Origin of the sequence: Bradyrhizobium sp. CW1, from assembly GCF_023100665.1 — a bacterium.
Lineage (GTDB): Bacteria > Pseudomonadota > Alphaproteobacteria > Rhizobiales > Xanthobacteraceae > Bradyrhizobium > Bradyrhizobium canariense_D.
The window spans coordinates 5,328,611-5,353,854 of sequence record NZ_CP064684.1 but is presented as its reverse complement, the minus strand read 5'-3'; the positions used below and the strand labels follow the sequence as shown (position 1 = coordinate 5,353,854).

The window sequence follows — 25,244 nt, the reverse complement described above, 5'->3', positions numbered from 1 at the left end:
TCAGCGCTGTCCGTCGTGCGCGGAGATCGCGGATGCCGCGAGGCCTCCGATGCGCGCGTGAGGCCGGCCGCCGGTCGCCATCACGAGCCCGAAGGCGATCTCGTCGCGCCGTGGTGAATCCCACAGCGTCATCTCCGCGGTGCCGAAATGGCTGCGGACATAGGCGGCGTGGATGTGCCCGAGCGGAACCATGAGCCGCGTGCCCGGACCGCCGATGGTCTTCGCCGCCGGAACGATCGCCTTGGGCTGACCGAGCACCTCGCGCATGCCCTGACCGCCGGCCTCGTGCCAGACCGCGCCGTGCTCGAGCTCGCCGTCCTCGCCGACGATGATGCCCTTGCCATAGGCTTCGATCTGCGCGGCGCCGCCGAGCTGCGCGATCAGCCGTGTTGCGAGCTCGCGCCCGAGTTCGCGCAAGGATGCCTGAAACGGCATCAGGTCGGGTTCGAAGCGGCCCGCGAAAGGATTGCGGATCACCGCAATGGCCGTCCCGACCAGCAGAGGCTTCTCCAGCCGGGGACCGCGCTCGTGCCAGGTGGTCTCGACGCTAAGCGCGGTCTTGCGGATGTCATGGGACACGTCTTGAGACGACATGCGCAGGCGCTATGCTTCGTCGACGACGGGATTGCGCAGCACGCCGATGTTCTCGATCTCGACCTCGACCACATCGCCGGGCGTGAGGAAAACAGGCGGCTTGCGAGTGAAGCCGACGCCGGCCGGCGTGCCGGTGGCGATGACGTCGCCGGGGACGAGGTCGAAGATGGTCGAGCTGTACTCGATCAGCCGCGGAATCGAGAAGATCAGCATCGAGGTGTCGGACGACTGCACCACCGCGCCGTTGACGCGCGTCTCGAGCTTCAATTTGGTGGGATCGCCGATCTCGTCCGGCGTCACCAGCCATGGTCCGAACGGGCCGGTGCCGACGAAGTTCTTGCCGGAGGCGATCTGCTGGGCGTGACGCTGCCAGTCGCGCACGCTGACGTCGTTGTAGATCGAATAGCCTGCCACGTGATCCCAGGCGTCGGCCTGGCTGATGTGACGGCCGCTCTTGCCGATGACCACGGCAAGCTCGCCCTCCCAGTCGAAATTGTCCGAGACTTTCGGCCGGATCACCGGCGCGTTGTGCGCGACCTGGGAGCGCCAGACCCGGAGGAAGATCGGCGGAAATTCCGTGATCTCGCGCTTCATCCCGAACGCCACGGCTTCATTGTGGTGGTCGAGATAATTGCGCACGGCGCAGACGATCTTCTCCGGACGCGGGATCACCGGCAGATATTTGACGTCACTGAGCGCCATTGTGGGCTTGTGCCCGGCGACGATGGCCTCGCGCCGCGCATAGTCGTCGCTGCCGAGGAAGTCCGCGAGAACAGGATACTGGGGCAGGGCGCGACCGAGATCCACCACGCCATTCTCGGCAACGGCGCCCCAGCTCTCCCGATTCCCATCCAAGAACGACAGCAGCTTCATGGTACGCCTAAAAGGTTGGCATTTTCGATCTTGCCTATTATTTTCGAAAATCAGGCGAGGCGCAAGCCCGCGGCGATAAAAAGCCGTTGCCGCCTATTCGGTATCGAGCAGATGCGCGGCGTAGGTCGCCACGTTGTCGGCGGTCGTGCGGATATGCGCCTCGATCAGCTGCACCGCGAGATCCGGATTGCGCGAGATGGCGGCTTGCATGATCGCCTGGTGCTCGCCGGCCTTGTCGCGCGGGCGGGGGCGGAAATTGGCCGAAAGGTGCCGATAGCGCTCGGCGCGATCGAACAGATCGGCGCGAATGGCGAGGAGTGTCGCGGAGCCGCAGGCGGACACCAGCGCCTGGTGGAATTGGCGGTGGGCGATCTTCCATTCGGGATCGCGCAGGGGATGTTCCGGATCGCGCTGCTCGATTCGCTTCAATCTGTGCAGGGTCGAGATGACGGCGATTTCCCAGTCGTCGTCGCCCCGCTCGATCGCGCGGCGGATCAATTCCACCTCGATCAGCACCCGGGCATCGGTGACTTCCACCAGGTCCTGGCGGCTGACCGGCGCCACCCGAAATCCGCGCTGCTCCTGCGCGTCGACCAGGCCTTCGGCGGTAAGCGCCGTCAGCGCCTCGCGCAGCGTCGTGAAACTTACGCCGAATCGTTCGCGCAGGACGTCGAATCGCAGCGGCTCGCCCGGCGCCAGGCCGCAGGCAATGATCTCCTCGCGCAGCCGATGGGTGATGTCGGCGGCAACGGTCTTGCCGAATTCCTTGCGGGAGCGAATGGCGCTTTCGGACATGATTTCTGTCATTTGAATCGATGGCTCAACATGCCGCGCCAACGACCATCTTGCAATAATTTTCGTAAACGGTATGATTTTCGAAAATATAGCTGGGGAGGCGTGTGACATCATGAGAGCGGTGCTGGTGCGTCAGCCGGGTGGGCCGGATGCACTCGAGTTGGTTGAGCTTCCGGTGCCTGTGCCCGGACCAGGCCAGGTGCAGATTCGCGCCGAAGCGTTCGGCGTTGGGCAGCCCGATGTGCTGATCCGGCGTGGCGTCTACAAATGGATGCCGCCACTGCCGGCCAATCCGGGCAACGACGTCGCCGGCCGCATCGCCGCGCTCGGGTCCGGCGTCGAGGGGCTTGCGATCGGCCAGAAGGTGCTGCTGAGCGCACGCGACCTGTCGCAGCGCGGCGGCTGCTACGCCGACTATGTGGTCGCGCCTGCGGACGCCATTCATGTGCTGCCCGACAATGTCGATCTGCAGGCGGCCGTGTGCCTGTCGAACTACCAGGTCGCTTACGCGCTGCTGCACGAGTGCCGCCATCCGCGCGCACCGGCGAGCGTGCTGGTGATCGGGGCGGCGGGTGGTGTCGGCACGCGCTGGTACAGCTTGCCAAGCTCGCACAGATGAATGTCATCGGCACGGTCTCCACCGAGGAGAAGGCCGCATTCGCGCGGGGCAACGGCGCCGATGAGATCATCTTCTACCGCCGCGAAGACGTGGTGGCGCGGGCCCGCGAGCTGACCAAGGGCGAGGGCGTCGGCCTCGTGCTCGATCACGTCTGTGGGCCTGAGTTCACCGGCTATCTCGGCGCGCTCGGCAAATGGGGGACGCTGCTGTCGTACAACGCCTTCGCCGGGTTGCCGGAAGAAAACCTGATGGCGGCGATGCGCGACCATCTCGACATCTGCCCGGCGATACGCTGCTTCTCCTTTCATATCTACGACCACGATCGCGACGGGCGTCGCGCGCTCATGCGCAATGTGATTGACGCGCTGAGCCGCAATGCGATCAAGCCGGCGATCTCGGCGGTCCTGAAGCTCGACGAGGTCAGGCAGGCCCACACGCTGCTCGAGCAGGGCTCCGCGCTCGGCAAGATCATCATGACGCCATGAGGGGGTGGATCGCACAATGACGACACAAGCACCCATTGCACGCTTCACCCGGCTCCGGCACGCGAGCTTTGCCTCGCCAGATCCCGAGCGGTTGCTCGACTATTACCGCGCCGCGATCGGTCTTGGCCTCGTCGGCCGCGACGGCAACCGCATCTTCCTCGCCAACGATGCCGAGCAGCTTTCGCTGGTGATCGAACCCGGCCACGCGGCGCTGACGAGCATCGCCTTCGAGATAGCTCCCGATGTCCAGATCGAGACGCTCGGCGCGGCGCTGAAGCAGGCCGATCTGCGGCCCGAACTTCAGAGCGATCCCCTGCCTGGCGTTTCCAGGCTGCTGTCGTTCAGCGATCCCGAAGGAACGCGCTTCGAGTTGATCCAGGGCTGGACGCCGACGCCCGCGCAGGAGCGGATCGGAGCGCTTGCCGTCAGCAAGATCGGCCATGTCGCGCTTGCTACGCCCGATCCGCGCGCGGCTTCGGAGTTCTACGCGAACATGATGGGCCTGCGCGTCTCCGACTGGATCGAGGATCGCTTCGTGTTCATGCGCAGCGGCTTCGAACATCACACGCTGAACTTCGCCCGCGCGCCCGTCCGTGGCCTGCATCATGTCGCGTTCGAGCTGCGTGGTGCCGCCCACATGCACGAGGCCTGCGATCATCTCGCGCGGCACAAGCTGCCGGTTCTCTGGGGGCCGGTGCGTCATGGCCCCGGGCACAACACCGCGATCTACCACCGCAATCCCGACGGGCATGTGGTCGAGCTGTTCTTCGATCTCGACCGCATGACCGACGAGGCGCTCGGCTATTTCGAGCCGCGTCCCTGGCATCGCGATCGACCGCAGCGGCCAAAAGTCTGGGTCGGCCTGCCGCGCGACGTCTGGGGCATGCCGCCATCGCCTGAATGCACGGAGTTCGCCCGCTAGCGGATCAAACGCGAGTTGAAGAAACGCCGCCTCGTCGCGGCCAACGATAGAACAACCAAAAGGGAGGACGCATCCATGCAACGGATGAAGCGGCTTGCTGCGGCGATTTTTCTGTTTGGCGGTTTTTTCGCAACCACTTCGGCGTCGGCGGAGAATTATCCGTCGCGCCCGATCCGGCTGTTGCATGGATTTGCCGCCGGCGGCGCGGCCGACACGCTGTCGCGCATCATCGCCGACGGGCTCTCGAAAAAGCTCGGGCAGCCGATCATTGTCGAGGCCAAGCCGGGCGCCGGCGGCAACATCGCCGCGGATGCCATCGCGAAGGCGGCGCCCGACGGCTACACGATCGGGCTCGTCACCGGCGCTCACGCCATTTCCGCGGCGACCTACAAGAGCCTCGCCTACCAGCCGGCCGAGAGCTTCGAGATGATCTCGACGCTGGTCTATTACGCGCTCGTCATTGCCGTGCGTAGCGACTATCCGGCAAAATCGCTGGGCGAGCTCGTCGCCATGGCAAAGCAGAAGCCCGGTGCGCTCAGCTTTGGATCGGTCGGTTTCGGCAGCACGCACCATCTTGCAGGAGAGCTGTTGAACGCAGCCGCCGGCGTCGAGATCGTGCACGTGCCCTATCGCGGCGATTCCCAATCCGTCACCGCGCTGCTCGGCGGAGAGGTTCCGGTGATCGTCGGCACGCCGGTCCTGCTCGCCCCGCAGATCCAGGCCGGTGCGATCCGCGGCCTGGCGGTGACCTCGCCGACGCGCACCGCATTGTTGCCCGACGTGCCGACCGTTCAGGAAGCCGGGATCAAGGGATATGACGTGCGCACCTGGGCCGGCCTGCTGGCCCCGAAGGGAACGCCGCCCGGCATCATCGCCGCACTCAATGCGGCGACGCTGGATGCACTCAGGGATCCCGACCTCAAGCAGCGCCTGGAGACCGCCGTCGGCGGCGAGGTTCGCGGCAGCTCGCCGGAGGAGATGAAGACGCTGATCGAGACCGAGATCAGCAAATGGATCGGCGTGGTGGAGCGGGCGAAGATCCCGAAGATCTGATGGTCGAAGTGCAAAAGTGAACATAGTACCGCCTCGCGCATGCGGTAGTTAACAGCGCGCGAATCGGATTTCCGCGCCGGCGCACATTGTTCGACGGCCCGCTTGAATGTCGGGCAGCGGCGTGCGTCATTGATCGCTCGGGAGGTGAGCGTGGCCGCCAGAGCAATCAGGTATTCGATGCGGGCGTTGATCGTTGCGGCTTGCCTGGTCGCGGCTGCCCAGTCCGCGGCTCAGGAAGACAAGAAAACCGACGACGACAAGCCTGCCGATCCCGATACAGGCGAGAGCACCATCGAGGAGAAAACGCTCGGGCTGCTGCCGAACCCCTGGCAAAAGTACGGGGTGAAGTTTGCGGCCACCTATATCGGCGAGGTGCTCGGAAATCCGACCGGCGGTCTGAAGAAAGGTGCGGTCTACGAAGGCAGGCTCAATCTCGCCGTCGATCTGGATTTCGAAAAACTCGTCGGCATCGACAAGCTGACCTTTCACGCCAACATGTTTCAGATCCACGGCGAAGGCCTCTCGCGCTCGAATCTGCAGAATTTCTTCGTCGTCAGCGGGATCGAAGCGTTGCCCTCGACGCGACTCTACGAGGCCTATTTCGAGAAGCAGTGGGGCGACAAGAAACTATCGCTCAAGCTCGGGCAGCTGGCGGCCGACAGCGAGTTCTTCAATACCAAGTACACGGATGTGTTCACCAACGCCTCGATGGGTTGGCCGGCGATCACGTCGCTTGCTTTGCCAAGCGGCGGGCCGTCGCCGCCCTTGGCGGCCGTGGGCGCGCGCCTCCTGTGGAACGTGACGGACCAGTTGTCCGTCCTTGGCGCGATTTTCGATGGCGACCAGGCCGGGCCCGGTTCCGGCGATCCGCAGGAGCGTAACCGGTATGGCGTCAATTTCCGGGTCAACGATCCGCCGCTTCTGCTCGGCCAGGTTCAATATGCCTGGAATAACAGGAAGGGTGACCCGAACTTGACCGGCCAGTTCAAGGTCGGTGGCTGGCGTCATTTCGGATCGTTCGGGGATCAGCGCTTCGCATCCAACGGCGTCTCGCTGGCCGCGCCAACGAGCAGCGGGGAACCGCGGCTCTTGTCGGGCGATATTGGAGCCTGGGCGGTCTTCGAGCAGCAGATTTATCGGGTGCCGAACAGCGACGATCGCGGCATCGGCATTTTCGCACGCGTGTCCGGCGCGCCGGCTGACCGCAATCTGGTCGATGTCTATGCAGATGGCGGCGTCGAGCTCATCGGGCTCAGCAATGCACGCCCCGACGACAAGTTCGGCATTGCCGCCGGGTATGCGCATGTCTCAAAACGGGCCCAGACGCTCGACGCCGATTATGCCAGGTTCGTCGATCCGCGCTGGCCGGTGCGAAGCTTCGAGGGGCTGCTCACGGCCGTCTATCAATACCAGATCAAGGATGGCTGGACCGTTCAGCCGAACTTTCAATACATCGTCCATCCCGGTGGCGGCGCGACGGCTCCGGCTAGTCCGCTGCCGGGACGGGCATTGCGCAATGCCTCGGTTTTCGGATTGCGCACGACCCTGAAATTTTAAGTCGAGGCAAACGCGAGTGAGGCCATGTCGGCAATCATCGCGCCTCGACCACCTCGCCATCCTCCTTCACGAACCGGCCGACGGGATTGTCCAGGAGATCGATGACGGCTTCCGAGGGCCGGCACAAGCGTGTGCCCTTGGGCGTCACCACGATTGGACGGTTGATCAGGATGGGGTGCGCGAGCATCTGGTCGATCAGCTCGTCGTCCGACCATTTGGGGTCGTGGAGGCCGAGCTCCTTGTAGGGCGTGCCTTTTTCCCGCAGCAGCGCGCGAACGGAGATGCCGAGGGCCTTGACGAGCTCGACGAGCTTTTCGCGCGACGGCGGCGTCTTCAGATATTCGATCACGTCGGGCTCGACGCCGCTTTGCCGGATCATCGCCAGCGTGTTGCGCGAGGTGCCGCAGGCGGGGTTGTGATAGATCGTGACGCTCATAAGGTAGTCTCCGCGATTGGGATGGGGCCTCGCGCCTGGGGCGGTCCGAGCAGCCAGTTCATCAACAGCATGGCGGCAAAGGCTCCGCAGAGCTCCGCGAGAATGAATCCGGGCAGGTCGGTGGGACGTATGCCCGCGAACGTGTTGGTCAATGACCTCGCGATAGCCACGGCCGGATTGGCGAACGAGGTCGAGGCCGTGAACCAATAGGCCGCCGTGATGTACAGGCCGACCAGCCAGGGGACGGCCGCCCGCTGGAAACGGATGCCCGCGACGATCGTCGCGACCAGACCGAAGGCGGCGACGGCTTCGGCGAACCATTGCGGTCCCCCGGTTCGCACCTTCGCCGAGAAATCGAGCAGCGGCAGCCCGAACATCAGATGCGCCGCCATCGTTCCCGCGATGCCGCCGGCAATCTGCGCGACGACGTAAAGTGCGGCGTCGTTCACCGGTAGCTCGCGCTTGCCGGTGAAGACCAGCGTGACGGCCGGATTGAAGTGCGCGCCGGAGATCGGTCCGAGCACGGTGATCAGGACGACCAGAATGGCGCCGGTCGGCAACGTGTTGCAGAGAAGCGCAAGCGCGACATCCTTGGTCAGCGTCTCCGCCATGATGCCGGAGCCGACCACGGTGGCGACGAGAATGCCCGTGCCGAGCGCCTCGGCCGCGAGGCGGCGCGGAAGATCGAATTGATCAGGCACGGCTCCGCTCCCTTCGTCTCGGCTTGCAGCAGGCTTGCAGGGTTTCGACGACCGGCTCGCAAACTTCCGGCCGCCCGCCGCAGCAATCCCGCAGCAGGAAGACCGCAACGTCGCGGAATTCGGTGAGGTTGGCGCGGTAGACGATCGAACGGCTGTGCCGCTCGGAGGTGACGAGGCGCGCGCGCGTCAGGATCGACAGATGGGCAGATAGCGTGTTCGATGGGACTTCCAGCAGGCGGGCGAGATCGCCCGCCGCAAGGCCATCGGGCTCGTGCCGGACAAGCGTTCGGAACGCCTCCAGTCGGGTCGGCTGGGACAGCGCGGCGAGCGCCAGGACGGCTTCTTCTGTTTCCATATATCCAGACTTATGGAACTAATTGGAACGCGTCAATCCGGAATTCCATGGTGGGCGACCGAATAGTTATTTCGAATATTCTAGAAATATGGTTTGACAGTTGACATCGGCAGGCGCATCGTGGCGGCCATGAAGATCGACGACGCAGCAGCACGCCTCGAAGCTTTGGGTAACCGGACGCGACTCCAGATCTACCGGGCCCTGGTCCGGGCCGGGCACTCCGGCATGCCCGTCGGTCGCTTGCAGGACAAGCTGAAGGTACCGGCGTCGACCCTGTCGCATCACATCAAGACCCTGGTCTCGGTCGGGCTCGTCAGCCAGGTCCGGGAATCGACGACTCTGATTTGCCACGCAAACTTCGACGCGATGCGGGGTCTGGTCGATTTCCTGGCGGCGGAGTGCTGCGCAGACGAAGTCGGATGCAAGACGACGCAAACGGCGGCGTGATTTTTTTGGCTGATATTGTTCGATGAATTTAGAAGTATGGGAGAAGCCGAATGAACGCTAAGACGGTCGCCATCATCGGGGCAGGGCCTGTCGGACTCGCAGCAGCTGCGCACGTCCTGGAGCGTGGCATGTCACCCATCGTTCTGGAGGCAGGATCCGAAGCGGGGCACGCGGTGCGCCAGTGGCAGCAGGTCCAGCTCTTCTCGCCGTGGGAGTACAATGTCGACAAGGCCGCCGCGCGCCTGCTCGCGCCGACGGGATGGAATTCGCCGGACCCGAGCGCCTATCCGACCGGCGGCGAGCTGATCGATCGATATCTGACGCCGCTTGCGACGCGAACGCCATTGCGCGAGGTGATCCGGACATCCAGCCGTGTCTCCGCTATCAGCCGCGTCGGCTTCGACAAGGCGAAGACGAAGGGGCGTGAGCTGGCCCCTTTCGAAATCCGCTACCAGAACGGCAAGGGCCCCGAAGTGCTGCGCGCCGATGCGGTGATCGACACATCAGGTACATGGTTCTCGCCCAATCCTGCCGGAGGTAATGGTCTGCCCGCGATCGGCGAGCGTGAATGCGCTGGCCACATCGCCTACGGCATGCCCGATGTCCGGGGGGCCGGTCGCGCCAGATATGCCGGGAGGACCGTTGCGGTGCTTGGCGCTGGCCACTCCGCGGTGGGCACACTGATCGATCTCGTGCATCTCGCGGGCGAGGCGCCGGGGACGCAAGCTATCTGGCTGTTGCGCGCCGCCGATCCCGCCAAGGCGTTTGGTGGCGGCCGGAATGACAAGCTCGCTGCACGCGGAGAGCTCGGCAGTGCGTTCGCTGCGCTCGTTGCCTCCGGCAAGATCAGGGTGGAAACCGAATTCGGCGTCACGCATCTGGCTGAGACCGAGGGCCGCCTCGAGATCGCGGCCGGCTCGGGTTGCAGCGGACGGAGCGTGATCGTGGACGAGCTGATCGTCTCGACGGGCTTTCGTCCCGATTTTTCGTTCCTGTCCGAATTGCGCCTGCGGCTCGATCCCGCTATCGAGGCGCCGGTCGCCCTGGCGCCGCTGATCGATCCTAACGAGCACAGCTGCGGCACCGTGCGCCCGCACGGCGCCCGCGAGCTCGCGCACGAAGAGCCGGGCTTCTACATGGCGGGCATGAAGTCGTATGGTCGCGCGCCAACCTTTCTCATGATGACAGGATATGAGCAGGTGCGCTCGATTGCGGCCGATCTCGCCGGCGACAAGAAAGCCGCCGCAAGGGTGGAGCTCGTGCTACCGGAGACCGGCGTCTGCACGCGCGGCGGCGTCGAAGCCGCCGGCGCCGTATCAGGATGTTGCGGTGGGCCGGCGAAGCAGGAATCAACGGCCTGTTGCGCCGCCGACGAAGCAGCAAAGAAGGCCGGCGCTTCGGGGTGCGGTTGTTTATGAAGTCGGTTCTTGCAGCTGATGCCGGAGAGTTATCCATTGTGGTTCGTGCGCCGTTTCGGCGTGGGGGCGGGAGGACAGCATTCGTAACTTGAGCGGCCGGTCTCTGATCGCGGTGATGTGCATCGGCCAGGTCGGCAATCTGCTGCCGCACGTGACGCTATCCGCCAATCTGGCGCAGCATCTGATGCCGACGTGGGGCCTCTCGGCGGCCGAAGGCGGCTTGATGGCGAGCGGTTACGCGTTCGGCTACATGCTCGCCGTGCCCGTGCTGACGACATTGACCGACCGGATCGACGCACGGCTCGTCCTGCTCTGGGGTTCGATCGTCAGCGGGCTGGCGACCGCAGCGTTCGGAATCTTCGCGCAAGGGTTTTGGTCCGCGACCGCGATCTGGTCCCTGGCAGGGCTTGGATTTGCCGGCGCCTACATGCCGGGCCTGAAGGCGCTGACGGATCGGCTTCCCGCCGGCGATAGTTCACGCGCCGTCACGCTATACACGTCGAGCTTCTCGGTCGGCGTCGGTCTCTCGTTCCTGGTCGCGCAGCTGATCGCCGACCGTTGGGGATGGCGGACCGCCTTTCTTGTCACCGGCTTCGGTCCGATCGCGATGGTCGTCGCGTGCCTTCTGATGCAGGAGCAGCGGCCCGCGCCGAAGGCGGGGCGTCTGCTCAACTTCGCGCCCGTCTTCGCCAATCGCGAGGCGCTCGGATACATCTTCGGCTACGGCGCCCATTGCTTCGAGCTCTACGGCATCCGCACCTGGCTGGTCGGGTTTTGGACCTTCGTCGTCGCCCATCAAGGCGCCCCGTCGTGGTTGAGCCCCGTCGTGCTGAGCTTCTGCTTTGCGGTGATCTCGATGCCGGCCAGCATCCTCGGCAACGAGGCCGCGCTGAAATTCGGGCGCCATCGCGCGATCACGGTCGTGATGATCGCGTCGGCTTGCGTCGCGCTGGTCATCGGCCTCAACGCGACAGCGCCGGCATGGGTGCTGGCACTGCTGCTGCTCGTCTATGGCCTGACCGTGCCGGCGGATTCGGGCGCATTGACCGCCGGCATGTCGGCCGCGGCTGTGTCCGAACATCGCGGCGCGACCCTGGCTCTGCATTCGACGGTCGGCTTCGGCCTGTCGGCGGTCGGCGCCTGGGGCACCGGCGCCGCCCTCGATGCAGCCGGCGGCCCGCAGAGCGCGACCGGCTGGCTCTTGGCGTTCAGCGTCCTCGCGGTCGGGATTGCACTGGGGCCGCTGGCGCTGCTGTGGGCGCGGAAGGTGCAGCCTGGTGGGGCGAAGTCGATATGAGGTCGCGCAATTCTACTCGGCGGTGGAAAATCGATCGAGGCGCAATCGATGCCGATGATCGGTCAGAAGGCGAGCGCCTCCCGTCACGGCGGCGAGCGTCCCCAATCCCGTCCCGCCGGCGATCAAGAACATGATCAAGAGTTGATACTTGACGGCGTCGATCGGTTCGACGCCTGCAAGGATTTGACCGGTCATCATCCCCGGCAAAGAGACAAGGCCGATCGCAGCCATGCTGTTCATGATTGGCGTGAAGCCGCTTCTCAATGCGTCCCGCAGGACCGGCAGCAACGCCTGATACCGGGAACCGCCAAGAGCAAGGCAAGCTTCGACGGCGGCTCGTTCGCGCACCAGTGTATTCGTCAGCACGTCCAGGCCCAGGCTTATTCCCGTCATGGTGTTGCCCAGGATCATGCCCAACAATGGCAGCGCATAGCGCGGATGATACCACGGATCCGGACGTAGCTCCGTCAGGAGCGCGAACATCGTGACGGTACCGGCCGCCAGCAGCATGCATCCCGCTCCTAAGCCATAGCTCCAGATACCCGGCAGGCGTCGCTTTTGCCGAGCGACGATTTCCCGTGACGCGAAGAGAACCATGATGACGGCGGCGAGGGCGGTCCAGAGCGGCGAGACCGCGGCAAACAGGAACGTCAATACGTATCCAACGAGCACCAGCTGAAGCACCATCCGCACGGTGGCGATGGCCAGCTGCTTTTCAAGCTTGAGGCGGAGAGCGAGCGAGAGAGCGCCGTCCATGACGACAAGGAGCGCGGGCAGAACCAAATCGCCGTATGCCAAGTGAATGTAATTCACGGCCGATTGTCCTCGATCCCGCCGTCGGCATTCATCACAATGACCCTCGACCCGACGCGGCAGGCCTGGGCGTTGTCGTGAGTGCTCCAGACGACACTCGTTCCGTTCGAAATGCGTTCCGCGATCAAAGATTCCACTGCCGCCGTCGATGCCGAATCGAGGGCCGATGTCGGCTCGTCCAGGAGAAGAACCCGCGACCGCAGCATCAGCGCCCGCACTAGCCCCAGCCGTTGTCGCTCGCCGGTCGACAGTCTTTGGACCGGCCAGGGACCGCAACTGCACGGCAAGCCCAGTCTCATGACCAGCGGTAAGGCATCATCCCAGCAGCTGAAGTGATCTTGCACGATGTCTGACCACCAGCCCGGCTCGGCAGCGAGGTAGGTCACCCGCTTGCGCCAAGCCGGAGCGGGCATGGCCTCCCTGAGCGTTCCGTCCAGTTCGACCATTCCTTCGTTGGGATCGAGGTCCGCGATCGAGCGAAGGAGCTGGGTCTTCCCGGCGCCAGAAGGCCCTTGCAGGGCGACGCATTCGCCGTCCTGCAAGTCGAATGAAACGGAGAGGTGCAAGCGCTTGAGCGCGCGGACCGTCAGCATGTGTCAAAGCTTCGCCGGAGCCGATCGGCAACTCGCCTCGCGATCTCCGCCGGCGCCTCGTCCGGATAAGGATGCACCGAGCTGACATTGATCTCGCCGAGGACATAGCTGTCGGTCCCGTCGGGAAGGACCGGACCAAGCATGAAGTCGGCGTCCCAAATCGCAGGCAGGTCAAGTCGCGCAATATCCAGCAACGACGTCAGCTGGGGCGTCCACTCGTCTTCCATCAACCGACGCAGCCGCTGGAAACGCGGCTCTGCGTTCGAGGTGTAGAGGCGCGGTCCGGCCTCGGAACGGGCGGCCGGCGAGTCGACCAGGGCTTTGACCTTGTGATAGCCGAAGCCGGCACAGCGATCGCCCGCCATGTAGCAACGCACCACGCCTTCGCTTAAGCGAGGCTGGAATGGTTGGTCGATCACGCTGCCGTTCTCGAAATACTCCGCGCAACGACGGAGAAAATCATCCAGCGTCAGTTCCTCGGGCGCGTCTTTCGTCGCGTCCAGCACCTTTATCATGGAGGAGGTCGGCAGACTCTCGACCTTCCAGACGCCTTGGCCGCCATTGCCCCGGTTGCGCTTGATCACGCGCGGACCAGCGGCGAGCCGTGTCGGCAACTCGGCGCGCATGGCCTCGGCGCTTTGATATAACGCCGTGTCGCATCCCCAGCCCATCGAGCGGGTACGATAGAGTACCTCCTTGGTGCCCATCTTGAGGATGACATCGGGATGAGCGCTGACCCACACGCCCTGAGCCGCGACGTCTCGCAGCAATGCGTCGAGACCAGCGCGATCTCGACGGTCTTGAATGGGGTTGACCCAGACCAGCACGCCGTCAATCGCGAGCAATTGTTCACGAACGTCCTCGGCGAAGCTTTCATCATAGATCGCCGGCTGGGCTTCAATGCCGACGGCGGCGAGTGCTTCGAAGACGTGTACGAAGCGGCTTTTTTGCGCCGTCGCATCCCGCCGCGCGGCAGCGTCTCCGCGTGAGAGGATGGCGACGGTGTGTCGATGAGAAGGGTGTCGTTCGATGTCCATGCGCAAGCTCCACGAATGGCGTGCTGCGCAGAGCTTGGACCGAGGCCTCACGGGGAGTCTGCTTTGTCCCCACGCAAAGGACACTAGCGGGGCCGTCCGCGAGTTTCAAGACATGGCTGGCGCGGTTCCGCGGAGCGGTGAATTCTTTGTGACGTTCGTCGGCGACTCGGTGGGCCGCCCGAAGCCTACGCCCGTTGACAGCCGCCGCCCTCGGGTTTTTACTTGGGGTTCGGGGATGTGCGATCTCCCCGTGAGGCGACATGCCCAAGCATCGCGTCCTGATCACCAAGGGCGCACCATGTCATCATACTTTCCTCGATTGCATCCAGCAGACTGGCTCGATTTCTCGGCACGGCGTCCGCGCCGGTCGCATCGCTGTGCGCATTGATGCCCGCGGCCTGTTGCGCCGTGTTGGCACCGAGTAGGGGAAGATCGCGAAACGGACTTCACTTGGGGCAGGACAAGACCAGGAGAATGATCATGCGAACACGAGCAATCTTCCGCACGGTCCTGTTGCTTGCGATCGCGGGCGTGCTGTCGAGCGCGCACGCTCTGACACAGGAGGAGTTGGTCGCCAAGATCCAGGCGGCCGGCTACGCGCAAGTCAGCGATATCAAGTCGACGGCTGAAGGCGTCACCGCCAAGGCGGTGAAGAACGGCAAGGCGGTGACGCTGGTCGTCGACAGCAGTGGTCGGGTTAAAGAGCGAAACTAAGCCGAGGAGTAGCACGATGAAAAGAATCATCTGGGCCGTGGTCGGCATTGGCGTCTGCCTTCTTGCATTTCGCTTCGGCCCCTTCATCCCGGCATATGCCCAGGATGCCGACTGGCAGAAGGTGGACGAGACCCTGGGCCGCAAGCCCGCCGTCTCGGACGACGTCCGCCGTTTCGGCTTTCCCCGCACCGATCTCTCCGTGACATTGGACGGCGTCGCGATCAAGCCGGCGCTGGCGCTCGGTGGCTGGATCGCGTTCAAGCCTGCGCATGGCGGCGCCATGGTCATGGGCGATCTTGTGCTGCTCGAAACCGAGATCAATCCGGTGATGGCGAAGATGATCGCGAGCGGGCTCGAGATCACCGCCGTGCACAATCATCTGCTGCGTGCGAGCCCGGCGACGTTCTACATGCACGTCGCCGGACATGGCGACCCGGTCAAGCTGGCCGCGGCGATCCATGATGCCCTGGCCGAAAGCAAGACCCCGCTGACGGTCACGGCGCCGGCGAATCCGCCGCCCGCCATCGACCTCGACACGGCGAAGCTCGACCAGATCATCGGCGTCAAGGGGCAGGCGAACGGCGGCGTCTACCAGTTCAACGTGAAGCGGCGCGACCCCATCACGGAGGACGGCATGCTGTTGACGCCCGTCGCCGCCATGGGTGTCGCAATCGCCATCAACTTCCAGCCGACGGGCGCGGGTAGGGCGGCCATCACGGGCGACTTCGTGCTGACCAGCGACGAAGTGAACCAGGTCATCCTCGCGCTTCGGACGCACGGCATCGAGGTGACCGCGCTGCACAGCCACATGCTGGACGAACAGCCTCGGCTCTTCTTCATGCACTTCTGGGCCAACGACGATGCCGTCAAGCTTGCCGAAGGCCTCCGCGCGGCGCTCGACAAGACGGCGAGCACGAAGAGCTGATGCGAGGCGGGAGCTGCGCGCGAAGAGGTTCGGTGAAATGCGAGCCGGCCAAATTCACGCGCAAGTATCGCATTGCAGCACTGAAACGGCTCCGACCGTTCCGAACCCAAGCTTGTATCGGTCGTTACCGTTCTACGAACGGAGGAGGTAGGCATGCGTGTCCTAGTGATCACCGCGGCAGTATTACTGTCTTGTACGCTCAGTCCCTCACGCGCCGACGAGACGGCTCCTGCACGTCAGGCGCAGGCGACCGTTCCGGTGCAGCCGGATCGAACTCCCGAGCAAGCTGAACAGGCCCGAGACCAAGACAGGAAGAACGCCGAAGACGTTAAGATCGAACGTGATTGGAAGGCGCAAGGCGGCACCGATGGCGATCGCGCCGGCCGAGCCAATCAATCGGATCAGGATCATCAAACGGTGGGACGTGATTGGCGGGCCCGGCCAGACAACGCCGAGCGTCGTTGAGACAAAATCGAATCCTCTGCGGTCCAAGCCGACAGCGACATATATGGGTGACACGATCACGAGCACCAGCAGGTGACGAGAAGCTTGGTCGGATCCGCGCCGTCTAGTGGTTAGAAACAAAGCTTCGACGGCATTGACAAATTCGACCGGCGCGTAATATTTGCCTCACGGGGAAGCGATCTCCCCGCGAGGCGACATGCCCAAGAATCGCGTCCCGGTTTCGACAAGGACGCTGCATGTCTTCCGTTTTCCGATCCCCTCTCCAAGCCGCTTTATCCGTCTCGCGCCCGCCAGGGCCTCGCTGTCGGCGGTGGGATCACCGTGCCGACGGACTCTGCCGGGCGGGCAGCGATCGTGAACCATCCAACTCGAAATTCATCCGTGATCTCAACGGAGGACTGCCATGACCTACGTCATGAAGCCGCTGTCGTGCGACCCGAGTCGAATCCGCGGCATGTCGGACGAAGTCCATTATCGCTTCGTCTACGACCAGGACGGCACGCTTCGAAGCTATTCGATGGGCGAGCGAAGCATCTGACATAACAACTGACGATTCGGGGATACCGAGACCTCCCCGTGAGATGGAGTCCCATCCAAGCGCTCGCCACCTCGATCCGGGGACGATCATATGGACGCACTTGGCTTCGCTATCTTTGCTCTTGCCGCCCTTGCCGGTGGCTTCGTCAGCGGCTTCTCTGGCTTCGCGATGGGCCTGGTCGTCTCTGGTGTCTGGCTGCACATCATCACGCCGATCCAGACCGCCACTTTGATCGCGGGGTACGGTCTGCTCACCCAAGGCTACGGCATTTATAGGCTGCGACATGTCCTGGATCTGCGCAAGGCATGGCCTCTCGCGCTTGGAACAGTCATCGGCATTCCGATTGGCGTTGAAATTCTCGTCTATCTCAATCCCCTCTATCTGAGGTTCGGAGTCGGTGTGTTGTTGATGATTTACTCCATTTACGGCTTGGCGCGCCCTGTGTTCGCGCCCATGAGAATCGGCACCGGAGCAGACATCGCAATAGGCATCTCGAATGGGATGCTTGGCGGGTTGACGGGGCTCGGCGGCGTGATCTCCACGATATCGTGCCAATGGCGCGGTTGGCCGAAGGATTTGCAGCGGGCCGTGTTTCAGCCGGTGCTGTTCATCGCCTTCGTGGTCATCTCCTTGTCCCAGGCAGCGGCCGGCTCCATTACCAGGGAAACACTGGTGCTGTACGCGTTGGGCGTTCCCTTCATGGTCGCCGGCCTTTGGTCCGGCTTCAAGATGTTCGGGACCATCCAGGACGAGACCTTTCGCAAGGCTGTGTTGGCACTGTTGCTGTTGGCGGGGCTCTCGCTGGTCGTCTCGACCCTCCCTTTTTCCGCTGATCGATAAGGGCATCATGCTATTGAAGCGACTGGGCGCCATCGCCATCCCGAACGGACTGAACAGCGATTTCGATCACGCCGCGTTCGATCCGAAGACGCGCCGCGTCTTCACGGGGGCCTCCTCGCATTCTCCGATGAGTGATGAGTGCAGATCGAGCGCGGCAGGCCGCGCGCGAATTCAATCTTCTGCATGGGCCAGGCTTGCGCTGCCATCCATGCTGGCTTTGTTGATGGGAGGAAATGCCATGGCCGAGACCCTGAATTTCGACAGCGCTGCTGTCGGAACTTCGCCCGACGGGTGGACTTTGACGATGACCGGCAAGGGACAGCCGAAATGGACCGTCGAGGCCGAGGCTACGGCGCCAAGCAAGCCGAACGTTCTCAAGCAATCCGGACGGGCGACGTTTCCCCTCGCCATCAAGCGCGATACGTCCATCCGTGACGGCTTCGTCGAGGTGAAATTCAAGGCCGTTGCCGGCTCCGAGGATCGCGCCGCGGGAGTCATTTGGCGTGCGAAGGATGCCGACAATTACTACGTGGTCCGGGCTAACGCGCTGGAGGACAATGTCGTTCTCTACAAGACGATCAATGGCGTTCGAATGTCGCTCGAGATCGTGGGTCGCAGAGGCGGCTATGGCGTCAGCGCGCCGGTGTCGTCCGGGCAATGGCACCTGCTGCGCTGCGACTTTGCAGGAAGTCGGTTCAAGGTGAGCTATGACGGAAAGCAATTGTTCGAGGTGGAAGACGCCACCATTCCGGACGCGGGCATGATCGGCCTGTGGACCAAGGCAGATAGCGTGACCCTGTTCGATGATCTGACATATGGTGAGAGCAAATAGGCCTTTGGTCACCTATGCCGGAGATTGCCATGAACGTTCGATGCCTGTCGGTCGCGACGGCCCTGCTGATTGCGTCCATCTGCCCAGTACGGGCGGAGGAAGGTCTGGTCGCCTACAAATCGCTCGGTCCAGAACTGGCGCTCGATCTTGCGCGCGCTGCGTTGGCGAACTGCCGCACCCGTGGATACCAGGTTGCAGTTGCCGTCGTCGATCGCTTCGGCGTCACGCAAGTGATGTTGCGCGATCGCTTTGCAGGCCCTCACACGCCCTCGACGGCAGCAGGCAAGGCGTGGACAGCAGCCTCGTTCAAGACCAGCACGACCGAGCTCAATGCGATCAGCCAGCCGGGGATGATGCAGGCGGGCATTCGCAACCTTCCCGGAGCGGTCGTCATTGCCGGAGGACTGATCGTTGAAGCCGGCGGCTCCCTGGTCGGAGCGGTCGGCGTGTCCGGCGCGCCGGGCGGTGACGCGGACGAAGCGTGCGCGAAAGCCGGAATTGATGCCATACGCGACAAGCTGGACTTCTGAGAAGACGTCAAGATCGCGGTCAAAAAGTCCTTCGGCCTTTCACGAGCCTGGCGGCCGTCTGATCCACAGGGACAAGCAGACGCGCCGCCTTCGCACGCGCAGGTGTGGGGCGCTCACCGACAGGAATCGACAATATCCGATTTGTCGCGCCAACCTGAGAAGTAACACCGTCGAGCTTCCCCAACGATTGTTCTCGACAAGCCGATGTCCGCGAGAAGCCGGTCATCCAGTTCGAGAAGCTCGTCGTATTGGCGGCGCCGTGTGATGCCGTCCAGCAGCGCGAGCGTGAGTTTCCAGAACCATGCAGGGCTTGGAGAAGGAACGAAGGCTGCGCTGGATGTGCCGATTGAGCCAGTGGTGCTGTCGCAAGACATGTTTCACCTCCATAATGGAGCGAAACAACGCTTGGCTCGAAAGCTGGTCGGGCGGTTGTGTTTGACCCGATGGCCTTTTCTATCATGCTCGTCTCTGCCGCACAAGCGATCCGCTGATCTGGAAGCTGGAGGCGTCGCTGGAGTGCCGGTCATGCTGAAAGGAACGTTCGGCGCCGCCCGTCCACTGGATCAAGCTGACCGCAACGCGAAGCATCACACCCTGCAAATGAGTGTATCCGACCGAGGAGCACTGATCGGAGCGCCGCCTGATGGTTAAGATCCTCGCTCCCTCAGTGGTGCAACTGAGATCCAGATTCCGACAGAGGCATGCAACGCACGAAGCAGCACCACGGAACAATAAAAAGACTTCGCGGTTAAACGGTCTCCCCCGACACCGGAGTCGACCATTTGCAAGCCCATCAGTCAAAACTTGACGGGATCGACGATACTGCGCGCCTTCAACTGCTCATCGACGCAATCGTTGATTACGCCATCTACATGATCGACCTCGACGGCACAGTCCGCAGCTGGAACTCCGGTGCCCAGCGGTTGAAGGGCTACTCGCCCGACGAAATCATCGGCAAGTCGTTCGCATCCTTCTATACGCCAGATGATCGCACCAATGGGCTTCCAGAGCGCGCCTTGAGCGTCGCAGCACGAGAAGGCCGCTTCAGCGCCGAAGGATGGAGAGTCCGCAAGGACGGAAGCCGTTTCTGGGCATCGGTCATCATCGATGCCGTCCGCAATCAAGCCGGCGAAGTGATCGGCTTCGCCAAGGTCACGCGAGATGTTACCGAACGTCAGGAAGCCCATGAAGAGCTTCTCAATAGTGAGCGGCGCTATCGCCAGCTAATCGAGGCCGTGGTCGATTACGCGATCTTTCAGCTCGACCCACTGGGCAACGTGACAACCTGGAATCCCGGAGCAGAGCGGATCAAGGGCTACGCGCCGCCGGAGATCATCGGTCAGCATTTTAGCGCTTTTTACACGCCCGAAGACATCGAACTCGGTGTGCCCAAGCGTGCGCTTTCAGAGGCGGCGGAGCATGGTCGCTTCGAGGCGGAAGGCTGGCGTTTGCGAAAAGACGGCTCCCGCTTCTGGGCGTCGGTCATCATCGATCGCATCACGGACGAGGCCGGAAACATCGTCGGGTTTGCCAAAGTCACGCGCGACGTTACGGACCGGAAGCGCGCCGAGGACGAGCTCAAGCACGTTCAGGAGCAACTCGCCGCATCCCAAAAGCTGGAAGCGGTGGGGCAACTCAGCGGTGGCATCGCGCACGACTTCAACAATCTGCTCATGATCGTCCTTGGCAATCTCGAAACAGCTGAGCGGCACGCCAAGGCGCCCGGAGCCAATCTGAACCGGGCGCTCGCAAACGCGAAGCGCGGCGCACAGAGAGCCGCGGCGTTAACCAGTCGCTTGTTGGCATTTTCGCGCCGACAAGCGCTCGATCCCAAGCCAATCAACGTAAACAACTACGTCAATGGCCTGCAGGAATTCCTTCAGCGCACGCTCGGAGAGCGCATCGAAGTCCAGACCGTCGGAAGTGCGGGTCTTTGGGAAATCGAAGCCGACGCCAATCATCTGGAGTCAGCCATCGTCAACCTGGCAATCAACGCTCGTGACGCCATGCCCGACGGCGGAAAGCTGACTTTGGAAGCAGCCAACATCTCCGCCGACGATGATTACTGCCGGCTCAATCCTGAACTGGCGCCCGGTCAGTACGTCGCCATTTGCGTGACTGACACCGGAGGCGGAATGTCGCGCGACGTTCTCAGTCACGCTTTTGAGCCCTTCTTTACGACAAAGGAGCCGGGCCACGGCACCGGCCTTGGCCTGAGCCAGGTCTACGGCTTCGTCAAGCAATCCGGAGGCCACGCAAAAATCTACAGCGAGGTGGGGCAGGGCACCACCATCAAGATGTACTTTCCGCGCTTCTCCGGAAGCACACGGCCCGAAGAAATCGCACCTGAGGAAATTGCCGAGGGTGAGCTATCCGAGACCGTTCTCGTCGTCGAGGACGATGAGGATCTGCGCGTCTATATTTCTGACGTCCTGCGGGATCTCAACTATCGCGTCCTCTCGGCCCGCAGCGCTCAGGCCGCTCTGACCATTCTCCTGCAAGACGACTCGAAGGTGGACCTTCTTCTCACTGACGTGGTCATGCCGGGGATCAATGGTCGCGAACTCGGCAGGCGCGCGCATCAAATTAGACCGGGACTGAAGATCCTGTACATGACGGGCTATTCGCGTAATGCCGTGGTCCATCAGGGAAGGCTTGATGAAGGTGTCAACCTGCTGGAGAAGCCAATCTCGCAAGCAAAACTGGCGCTGAAGGTGCGAGAGATTCTGGATCAGTTTGAATGACCAGGGTCTGACCAGCGGTACTATCCTGACCGCTGGCCGGCGGCGGCCACCGTAGCACCGTCCGTTCTCTGGGGCCTTAGCCGTCATCCCTTCCCTGACTGCCTGGTGCCTCAACGGGCACCAGGATTCCCATACTGCGCTCACCCTGAGGGAGTGGATCGGTAGCCGGACTTCCCCGCTTGACCTTTTTTCGCGCCGTGAGATTTTTAAGGGTCCGAAAAAAGCCGGGGGCGGCGATGAAACTGTTGAACGAATACCTGGAGCGTGCCGTCGGTCTGGAGAAATTGGCGGCGGGCGAGCAGGATTCGACCTTCAAAACTCAGCTGTTGAACCAGGCCGCGGCTTACAGAAAGCTGGCGGCAAAGCGCGCCTTGGAATACGGACTGCCGCCACCAAGCCCGCCAGAAGACCCGCCGCAGCCCTGAGAGAGTTAAAAGATCGATCTGGATCAGGGCCGCCTGCGGCCGTGCGGCTGGTCAGCGAGGGCGACGAGGCCCGGTGACGCATCCTCCAAGAGTATGTCGCGGGCTTTCGCGAATTGATCGGGAAGTTGCGCAAGAAGCTGCACTCCCGAAGTCGAGCTGACATCCGTTGGGCGGGGGACCCTTGCTCCCTGTGTTCAAAATGGAACATAACTCTTTATCGCGAGTTCCTTCCCGATCGCACAGCGGGGTGCGCAGGGGGCCAGCATGCAAGGGACGGGAGTTACTATCCTCGTCGTCGAAGACGAACAGCTTATCCGCGACATGGTGGCCGACGCATTGTCAGATGGCGGCTTTGAAGCCGAAGTCGCCGTCAGCGGGGAGGATGCAGTTAGTCTTCTGCAGGGCAACCAAACCAAGTATCGCGCACTCGTTACCGATATAAATTTGTTCGGAAAGCTCGATGGCTGGCAAGTCGGCCATCGCGCCAGGGAGCTAAATCCGGACATCTCTGTGATTTACATGACAGGCGCGGCGGCCGATCAATGGCCCGCCCACGGCGTGCCCAACAGCATCTTGCTGACCAAGCCATTTGCACCTGCGCAAATCGTGACCGCCGTAGCTCAACTTCTGAATACCGGAACTCCGCCCGCTCAGTCCTGAGGGGAGTGGACGAAGCCTTCTCCGACCGAGGCAGCCTTAGTTCTTCGTCAAGGGCTTGGGCGGCTCTTCGGCCATGGCCTCGACATCAATGGCAGGAAGCTCGCCAGTGCGGTCTTTCAGGTCTGCCGCACGCTGGACCAAGCCAGCAGCGACCGTGGGATTTTTTGTTGTTTTTGCCATGCGCAGCAATGCCGCTGCGGCCTCACGGGCGAACTGATTTAAGCGCGACACGGTTGGACATCCGACACTTAGCTGACGTGGAATGATTCAAGGGTCGAATATTCGTTCCGAATTCGGCTTAAAAATGCGCGCACGACACAAGAAGGGCTTCAGCTCGGGGCTGGGCCAGCTGAGGTCCTTCGTGTGTCGGCACCACGTTATTGGAGCGCGGTTCCGAATGATGCCCAACTAAAGAGGTGGTTCTTGGTTCCCGGTTATCAGCCCAAATTTCGAGAAAAAAACGGGCCCCAGCTCGCGGGGCTATTGGGGGGCATGGAGCTGGGGCCACTCGGGGTCGCCCTTGGGGAAGGGCATCGGGAAAACTTGGCAATCGCAGGAATGTTCCTGTCTTTTCCAAAGAGCGAGTGTGTAGATCAACCGCACGGCCGCGACTTGAGACGTCCTCGTGAAGGACTTCATGACCCCCTGAGCCCCGGTCCTCCGGGGACACACCGCGTTGCAAACTCGCTATGATGGATCGAAGCCGCGCAGAGTCGTTGGGCGACCAGTCCTGCAATAGTGAGAGGCGCGGTGATCCACAGCGCTACGAAACCAAGGCGTGTGCGCTGTCGAATTCATACGAAAGGGCCAGATCCGGGCGCGACGCCCCCGGGACTACGCGCCCACATCGCAAGACGGCGATGCTCGGTCTGACTTAACGTACGTGCCTTATTCGGACACAGCGAGAACGGTCAGGCCCCTGGTGCGCTTGTGGGGCGTCTCGAAGTCGATCCGCTGCCCCGGCGATAGGCCGATCAAAGCCGCTCCAACAGGCGTCAGGACCGAAATCCGACTGAGCTCGATGTTTGCCTCATGCGGATAGACCAGCACGATCTCTCGGCTCGCACCCGTCTCGTCATCGCGATAGGTCACTTTCGATCCCATCCTGATCACGCCTCGCAAGTTGTTCTCGTCCGTCACCGTGGCACGTTCCATCTCTCGAGCCAGAAAATGGGCCACTCGCGGAAACAGATCCATGCTCGAATTGGCCAAGGAACTGAGGCGCCGTGATTCGTCCTCAGTAATCTTGATCGGCGGCAACGCCGACTGTTCTCGCCGGCTCTCAGCTTCGAAATTGCGCATTGGTCGCTCCTATGCTGCAGTTGGTCCGGGGTCGTCATCGAACGGGTTGCCTGACCGCGTCGGCCCTCTCCGGAAGAATGGGACGACCTTTGAATCCGATGGGGTCAGGCTTTGGACCCTGACGACATTCAGACATCCGGCGACGAAGTACGGCATCTGATCGCCGACCCGCAGTCCGATCAAAGCTGTACCCAGCGGGGTCAACACCGAAATGCAGGCGGGATCCGACCAGCACTCCTCGGGCCAGACCAGTTGCACGGTGCGACGCGGAACGCCCCAATTCGTGCAATGGGTGACCCATGATCCGATCGTCACGAAAGGACGGACGTTGTCCGTTTCGTCCGCGACGATATCGGCGCGGTTGATTTCGCCCATGAGGAATATCCCGTCCAAATCTCCTTTTTGGACGGCGAGGCGGGCGAGCTGTTCGAGCCGCGGATAGTCTGATGAGGTCAGTGCGATTTTCGGAAGAGGCAGCACGGCGCACTCCTTCTGCTTCAAGACGACCTCTCGAGTGGAGGTCACGAAAGCTGGAAAAGAGCCCGGACGGCGCGAACACCGTCCGGCTAACCGCCTGCTTGGAGGCGGCCGGCGTGAAGAGCAAAACGCGCGGTGCGCGCATCAATGTCGATGTCATAAGCCATGTTGCTCTGACTATAGTGGTTCATTTCCCTGGAAACATTGCGACGAAACCGCACAGCACCTGTACACGCGAAATATCGAGAGGAGACAAGGAGCGTCATTGAAGTGAGACATCGAACAATCACGCGGGTCTACCCAGCTGCGCAAGAACGTGCGTCGAAGATTACATCGCGTGGGATGGACAGGCTGACGTTGCTGCAGGCGAACGCTCTTGTCGCACCGGTAGGCCCCGGGCGGCGGTTTGACGTGAATGTGAGCCGTAGTTCTACAGAACCATTATTATAGTCGGCATCGATCGCTTGCACCTGGCGATGGAACACTGAACGGGCGCCATGACATGCGATACCGCTTCGAGGTCAGCCCAGCTGAGGACACCGAGCCGGTCGAGATGAGTGGCTGGCGGGGGATCGCGCTCTGCGGATTCTGTGCGTTGCTGGGCGCTCTCGCCGCCGTCGTTGCCGCCGCGACTGGCACCCTTCCACACTGGATCTGAACCGCTCGATCGCGGAGCCAGTGTCCGCGGGAATGGCGGTTTCCGGCCAAACCATCACAATGGCGCTAAAATCTAGCAGTGGAGATATCGATCCGCCTCGGCTAAGCAATTGAGGATCAGCGAAAGCATCTCTCCACCT

The 25,244-nt window shown here is 62.6% G+C and carries 32 protein-coding genes; 19 read left to right on the top strand and 13 right to left on the bottom strand.

Going from position 1 to position 25,244, the window contains the following annotated elements; genetic code table 11:
• The 3 genes from IVB54_RS26265 to IVB54_RS26255 form a co-directional block, all read right to left on the bottom strand.
• Window positions 1-594 (bottom strand): amino acid synthesis family protein, encoded by a 594-nt coding sequence (locus tag IVB54_RS26265; RefSeq protein ID WP_018458494.1) that lies wholly within the window; start codon window positions 592-594, stop codon window positions 1-3.
• 9 nt (window positions 595-603) lie between these two features.
• Window positions 604-1,467, bottom strand: a complete 864-nt coding sequence (locus IVB54_RS26260; protein ID WP_018458495.1) for a fumarylacetoacetate hydrolase family protein — start codon at window positions 1,465-1,467, stop codon at window positions 604-606.
• Window positions 1,468-1,560: 93 nt separating this feature from the next.
• Complete coding sequence (locus tag IVB54_RS26255) at window positions 1,561-2,262, bottom strand: FCD domain-containing protein (protein ID WP_018458496.1); 702 nt, start codon at window positions 2,260-2,262, stop codon at window positions 1,561-1,563.
• A gap of 112 nt (window positions 2,263-2,374) precedes the next feature.
• Here IVB54_RS26255 and IVB54_RS26250 point away from each other — a divergent pair, with 112 nt between their 5' ends.
• The 5 genes from IVB54_RS26250 to IVB54_RS26230 all read left to right on the top strand — a co-directional run bounded on the left by IVB54_RS26250 (window position 2,375) and on the right by IVB54_RS26230 (window position 6,898).
• On the top strand, window positions 2,375-2,881 hold the full coding sequence (locus IVB54_RS26250) for an alcohol dehydrogenase catalytic domain-containing protein (RefSeq protein WP_247776501.1): 507 nt from the start codon (window positions 2,375-2,377) through the stop codon (window positions 2,879-2,881).
• Complete coding sequence (locus tag IVB54_RS26245; RefSeq protein ID WP_247776500.1) at window positions 2,878-3,366, top strand: zinc-binding dehydrogenase; 489 nt, start codon at window positions 2,878-2,880, stop codon at window positions 3,364-3,366. The genes IVB54_RS26250 and IVB54_RS26245 overlap by 4 nt, the downstream gene beginning before the upstream one ends.
• 16 nt (window positions 3,367-3,382) lie before the next feature.
• Window positions 3,383-4,288, top strand: coding sequence for a VOC family protein (locus IVB54_RS26240; RefSeq protein ID WP_018458498.1), 906 nt, complete (start codon window positions 3,383-3,385; stop codon window positions 4,286-4,288).
• A gap of 75 nt (window positions 4,289-4,363) precedes the next feature.
• Window positions 4,364-5,341: a tripartite tricarboxylate transporter substrate binding protein gene (locus IVB54_RS26235; protein WP_026233596.1), complete on the top strand. Its 978-nt coding sequence runs from the start codon at window positions 4,364-4,366 to the stop codon at window positions 5,339-5,341.
• A gap of 177 nt (window positions 5,342-5,518) precedes the next feature.
• Window positions 5,519-6,898: a carbohydrate porin gene (locus tag IVB54_RS26230; RefSeq protein ID WP_247375655.1), complete on the top strand. Its 1,380-nt coding sequence runs from the start codon at window positions 5,519-5,521 to the stop codon at window positions 6,896-6,898.
• 34 nt (window positions 6,899-6,932) lie between these two features.
• On the opposite strand, the gene arsC is transcribed toward IVB54_RS26230, so the two are convergent.
• The 3 genes from arsC to IVB54_RS26215 are packed head-to-tail and all read right to left on the bottom strand — an operon-like array spanning window position 6,933 to window position 8,390.
• Window positions 6,933-7,334 (bottom strand): arsenate reductase (glutaredoxin), encoded by a 402-nt coding sequence (gene arsC / locus IVB54_RS26225; protein ID WP_018458501.1) that lies wholly within the window; start codon window positions 7,332-7,334, stop codon window positions 6,933-6,935.
• Window positions 7,331-8,035 (bottom strand): MIP/aquaporin family protein, encoded by a 705-nt coding sequence (locus IVB54_RS26220; RefSeq protein ID WP_018458502.1) that lies wholly within the window; start codon window positions 8,033-8,035, stop codon window positions 7,331-7,333. Before IVB54_RS26220 ends, arsC begins: the two co-directional genes overlap by 4 nt.
• A complete protein-coding gene (locus tag IVB54_RS26215; RefSeq protein WP_018458503.1) occupies window positions 8,028-8,390 on the bottom strand; it encodes a metalloregulator ArsR/SmtB family transcription factor in 363 nt (120 codons plus the stop codon). Before IVB54_RS26215 ends, IVB54_RS26220 begins: the two co-directional genes overlap by 8 nt.
• A gap of 129 nt (window positions 8,391-8,519) precedes the next feature.
• Here IVB54_RS26215 and IVB54_RS26210 point away from each other — a divergent pair, with 129 nt between their 5' ends.
• The 3 genes from IVB54_RS26210 (at window position 8,520) to IVB54_RS26200 (ending at window position 11,552) form a co-directional block, all read left to right on the top strand.
• The gene (locus IVB54_RS26210; protein WP_018458504.1) at window positions 8,520-8,837 is read left to right on the top strand and encodes a helix-turn-helix domain-containing protein; all 318 of its coding nucleotides are present in this window, start codon (window positions 8,520-8,522) and stop codon (window positions 8,835-8,837) included.
• A gap of 50 nt (window positions 8,838-8,887) precedes the next feature.
• Entirely contained in the window at window positions 8,888-10,255 is a 1,368-nt protein-coding gene (locus IVB54_RS26205; RefSeq protein ID WP_018458505.1) for an NAD(P)-binding domain-containing protein, read from the top strand.
• Between the two features lie 115 nt (window positions 10,256-10,370).
• Window positions 10,371-11,552: an MFS transporter gene (locus IVB54_RS26200; protein ID WP_018458506.1), complete on the top strand. Its 1,182-nt coding sequence runs from the start codon at window positions 10,371-10,373 to the stop codon at window positions 11,550-11,552.
• 12 nt (window positions 11,553-11,564) lie between these two features.
• Here the strand turns inward: IVB54_RS26200 and fetB are convergent, their stop codons facing one another.
• The 3 genes from fetB to IVB54_RS26185 are packed head-to-tail and all read right to left on the bottom strand — an operon-like array spanning window position 11,565 to window position 13,995.
• Window positions 11,565-12,365 (bottom strand): iron export ABC transporter permease subunit FetB, encoded by an 801-nt coding sequence (fetB, locus tag IVB54_RS26195; protein ID WP_247776499.1) that lies wholly within the window; start codon window positions 12,363-12,365, stop codon window positions 11,565-11,567.
• Complete coding sequence (locus IVB54_RS26190; RefSeq protein ID WP_018458508.1) at window positions 12,362-12,958, bottom strand: ABC transporter ATP-binding protein; 597 nt, start codon at window positions 12,956-12,958, stop codon at window positions 12,362-12,364. Before IVB54_RS26190 ends, fetB begins: the two co-directional genes overlap by 4 nt.
• The gene (locus IVB54_RS26185; protein WP_026233598.1) at window positions 12,952-13,995 is read right to left on the bottom strand and encodes a Cj0069 family protein; all 1,044 of its coding nucleotides are present in this window, start codon (window positions 13,993-13,995) and stop codon (window positions 12,952-12,954) included. Before IVB54_RS26185 ends, IVB54_RS26190 begins: the two co-directional genes overlap by 7 nt.
• 480 nt (window positions 13,996-14,475) lie before the next feature.
• Between IVB54_RS26185 and IVB54_RS26180 the strand changes: the two genes are divergently transcribed.
• The 7 genes from IVB54_RS26180 (at window position 14,476) to IVB54_RS26155 (ending at window position 18,839) form a co-directional block, all read left to right on the top strand.
• Window positions 14,476-14,709 carry a hypothetical protein gene (locus IVB54_RS26180; protein WP_026233600.1) on the top strand — a complete coding sequence of 78 codons (234 nt, stop codon included), beginning with the start codon at window positions 14,476-14,478 and terminating at the stop codon, window positions 14,707-14,709.
• A gap of 16 nt (window positions 14,710-14,725) precedes the next feature.
• Window positions 14,726-15,634 (top strand): DUF1259 domain-containing protein, encoded by a 909-nt coding sequence (locus IVB54_RS26175; protein WP_018458514.1) that lies wholly within the window; start codon window positions 14,726-14,728, stop codon window positions 15,632-15,634.
• Window positions 15,635-15,787: 153 nt separating this feature from the next.
• Entirely contained in the window at window positions 15,788-16,099 is a 312-nt protein-coding gene (locus IVB54_RS26170) for a conotoxin (RefSeq protein ID WP_240543400.1), read from the top strand.
• A 403-nt stretch (window positions 16,100-16,502) separates the two neighbouring features.
• Window positions 16,503-16,637 carry a hypothetical protein gene (locus tag IVB54_RS41490; RefSeq protein WP_018458516.1) on the top strand — a complete coding sequence of 45 codons (135 nt, stop codon included), beginning with the start codon at window positions 16,503-16,505 and terminating at the stop codon, window positions 16,635-16,637.
• A 90-nt stretch (window positions 16,638-16,727) separates the two neighbouring features.
• Window positions 16,728-17,477, top strand: a complete 750-nt coding sequence (locus IVB54_RS26165; RefSeq protein WP_018458517.1) for a sulfite exporter TauE/SafE family protein — start codon at window positions 16,728-16,730, stop codon at window positions 17,475-17,477.
• A 238-nt stretch (window positions 17,478-17,715) separates the two neighbouring features.
• The gene (locus IVB54_RS26160; RefSeq protein WP_039800453.1) at window positions 17,716-18,309 is read left to right on the top strand and encodes a hypothetical protein; all 594 of its coding nucleotides are present in this window, start codon (window positions 17,716-17,718) and stop codon (window positions 18,307-18,309) included.
• 29 nt (window positions 18,310-18,338) lie between these two features.
• Complete coding sequence (locus IVB54_RS26155; RefSeq protein ID WP_026233603.1) at window positions 18,339-18,839, top strand: heme-binding protein; 501 nt, start codon at window positions 18,339-18,341, stop codon at window positions 18,837-18,839.
• 113 nt (window positions 18,840-18,952) lie between these two features.
• On the opposite strand, the gene IVB54_RS26150 is transcribed toward IVB54_RS26155, so the two are convergent.
• Complete coding sequence (locus IVB54_RS26150; RefSeq protein ID WP_083926524.1) at window positions 18,953-19,213, bottom strand: DUF1127 domain-containing protein; 261 nt, start codon at window positions 19,211-19,213, stop codon at window positions 18,953-18,955.
• Window positions 19,214-19,621: 408 nt separating this feature from the next.
• On the opposite strand from IVB54_RS26150, the gene IVB54_RS26145 reads away from it, so the two are divergent.
• From IVB54_RS26145 to IVB54_RS26135, 3 genes are all read left to right on the top strand, one after another.
• A complete protein-coding gene (locus IVB54_RS26145; RefSeq protein WP_247300173.1) occupies window positions 19,622-21,583 on the top strand; it encodes a PAS domain-containing sensor histidine kinase in 1,962 nt (653 codons plus the stop codon).
• 236 nt (window positions 21,584-21,819) lie between these two features.
• Window positions 21,820-22,008, top strand: a complete 189-nt coding sequence (locus tag IVB54_RS26140; protein ID WP_018458521.1) for a hypothetical protein — start codon at window positions 21,820-21,822, stop codon at window positions 22,006-22,008.
• Window positions 22,009-22,272: 264 nt separating this feature from the next.
• Window positions 22,273-22,668: a response regulator gene (locus IVB54_RS26135; protein ID WP_085352290.1), complete on the top strand. Its 396-nt coding sequence runs from the start codon at window positions 22,273-22,275 to the stop codon at window positions 22,666-22,668.
• 36 nt (window positions 22,669-22,704) lie between these two features.
• On the opposite strand, the gene IVB54_RS26130 is transcribed toward IVB54_RS26135, so the two are convergent.
• The 3 genes from IVB54_RS26130 to IVB54_RS26120 all read right to left on the bottom strand — a co-directional run bounded on the left by IVB54_RS26130 (window position 22,705) and on the right by IVB54_RS26120 (window position 24,471).
• On the bottom strand, window positions 22,705-22,899 hold the full coding sequence (locus IVB54_RS26130) for a hypothetical protein (protein ID WP_026233604.1): 195 nt from the start codon (window positions 22,897-22,899) through the stop codon (window positions 22,705-22,707).
• Window positions 22,900-23,556: 657 nt separating this feature from the next.
• A complete protein-coding gene (rnk, locus tag IVB54_RS26125; protein WP_039800433.1) occupies window positions 23,557-23,970 on the bottom strand; it encodes a nucleoside diphosphate kinase regulator in 414 nt (137 codons plus the stop codon).
• A 9-nt stretch (window positions 23,971-23,979) separates the two neighbouring features.
• Window positions 23,980-24,471 carry a GreA/GreB family elongation factor gene (locus tag IVB54_RS26120; protein ID WP_018458525.1) on the bottom strand — a complete coding sequence of 164 codons (492 nt, stop codon included), beginning with the start codon at window positions 24,469-24,471 and terminating at the stop codon, window positions 23,980-23,982.
• Window positions 24,472-24,949: 478 nt separating this feature from the next.
• Here IVB54_RS26120 and IVB54_RS26115 point away from each other — a divergent pair, with 478 nt between their 5' ends.
• On the top strand, window positions 24,950-25,105 hold the full coding sequence (locus IVB54_RS26115; protein ID WP_018458526.1) for a hypothetical protein: 156 nt from the start codon (window positions 24,950-24,952) through the stop codon (window positions 25,103-25,105).
• Window positions 25,106-25,244 lie beyond the last annotated feature (139 nt).

Bases quoted from the DNA above. Each gene is read 5' to 3' on its own strand.
- IVB54_RS26265 (WP_018458494.1), bottom strand. From the start codon at position 594: ATGTCGTCTCAAGACGTGTCCCATGACATCCGCAAGACCGCGCTTAGC.
- IVB54_RS26260 (WP_018458495.1), bottom strand. From the start codon at position 1,467: ATGAAGCTGCTGTCGTTCTTGGATGGGAATCGGGAGAGCTGGGGCGCC.
- IVB54_RS26255 (WP_018458496.1), bottom strand. From the start codon at position 2,262: ATGTCCGAAAGCGCCATTCGCTCCCGCAAGGAATTCGGCAAGACCGTT.
- IVB54_RS26250 (WP_247776501.1), top strand. From the start codon at position 2,375: ATGAGAGCGGTGCTGGTGCGTCAGCCGGGTGGGCCGGATGCACTCGAG.
- IVB54_RS26245 (WP_247776500.1), top strand. From the start codon at position 2,878: ATGAATGTCATCGGCACGGTCTCCACCGAGGAGAAGGCCGCATTCGCG.
- IVB54_RS26240 (WP_018458498.1), top strand. From the start codon at position 3,383: ATGACGACACAAGCACCCATTGCACGCTTCACCCGGCTCCGGCACGCG.
- IVB54_RS26235 (WP_026233596.1), top strand. From the start codon at position 4,364: ATGCAACGGATGAAGCGGCTTGCTGCGGCGATTTTTCTGTTTGGCGGT.
- IVB54_RS26230 (WP_247375655.1), top strand. From the start codon at position 5,519: ATGCGGGCGTTGATCGTTGCGGCTTGCCTGGTCGCGGCTGCCCAGTCC.
- arsC (WP_018458501.1), bottom strand. From the start codon at position 7,334: ATGAGCGTCACGATCTATCACAACCCCGCCTGCGGCACCTCGCGCAAC.
- IVB54_RS26215 (WP_018458503.1), bottom strand. From the start codon at position 8,390: ATGGAAACAGAAGAAGCCGTCCTGGCGCTCGCCGCGCTGTCCCAGCCG.
- IVB54_RS26210 (WP_018458504.1), top strand. From the start codon at position 8,520: ATGAAGATCGACGACGCAGCAGCACGCCTCGAAGCTTTGGGTAACCGG.
- IVB54_RS26205 (WP_018458505.1), top strand. From the start codon at position 8,888: ATGAACGCTAAGACGGTCGCCATCATCGGGGCAGGGCCTGTCGGACTC.
- IVB54_RS26200 (WP_018458506.1), top strand. From the start codon at position 10,371: ATGTGCATCGGCCAGGTCGGCAATCTGCTGCCGCACGTGACGCTATCC.
- IVB54_RS26190 (WP_018458508.1), bottom strand. From the start codon at position 12,958: ATGCTGACGGTCCGCGCGCTCAAGCGCTTGCACCTCTCCGTTTCATTC.
- IVB54_RS26185 (WP_026233598.1), bottom strand. From the start codon at position 13,995: ATGGACATCGAACGACACCCTTCTCATCGACACACCGTCGCCATCCTC.
- IVB54_RS26180 (WP_026233600.1), top strand. From the start codon at position 14,476: ATGCGAACACGAGCAATCTTCCGCACGGTCCTGTTGCTTGCGATCGCG.
- IVB54_RS26175 (WP_018458514.1), top strand. From the start codon at position 14,726: ATGAAAAGAATCATCTGGGCCGTGGTCGGCATTGGCGTCTGCCTTCTT.
- IVB54_RS26170 (WP_240543400.1), top strand. From the start codon at position 15,788: ATGCGTGTCCTAGTGATCACCGCGGCAGTATTACTGTCTTGTACGCTC.
- IVB54_RS41490 (WP_018458516.1), top strand. From the start codon at position 16,503: ATGACCTACGTCATGAAGCCGCTGTCGTGCGACCCGAGTCGAATCCGC.
- IVB54_RS26165 (WP_018458517.1), top strand. From the start codon at position 16,728: ATGGACGCACTTGGCTTCGCTATCTTTGCTCTTGCCGCCCTTGCCGGT.
- IVB54_RS26160 (WP_039800453.1), top strand. From the start codon at position 17,716: ATGGCCGAGACCCTGAATTTCGACAGCGCTGCTGTCGGAACTTCGCCC.
- IVB54_RS26155 (WP_026233603.1), top strand. From the start codon at position 18,339: ATGAACGTTCGATGCCTGTCGGTCGCGACGGCCCTGCTGATTGCGTCC.
- IVB54_RS26150 (WP_083926524.1), bottom strand. From the start codon at position 19,213: ATGTCTTGCGACAGCACCACTGGCTCAATCGGCACATCCAGCGCAGCC.
- IVB54_RS26140 (WP_018458521.1), top strand. From the start codon at position 21,820: ATGAAACTGTTGAACGAATACCTGGAGCGTGCCGTCGGTCTGGAGAAA.
- IVB54_RS26135 (WP_085352290.1), top strand. From the start codon at position 22,273: ATGCAAGGGACGGGAGTTACTATCCTCGTCGTCGAAGACGAACAGCTT.
- rnk (WP_039800433.1), bottom strand. From the start codon at position 23,970: ATGCGCAATTTCGAAGCTGAGAGCCGGCGAGAACAGTCGGCGTTGCCG.
- IVB54_RS26115 (WP_018458526.1), top strand. From the start codon at position 24,950: ATGCGATACCGCTTCGAGGTCAGCCCAGCTGAGGACACCGAGCCGGTC.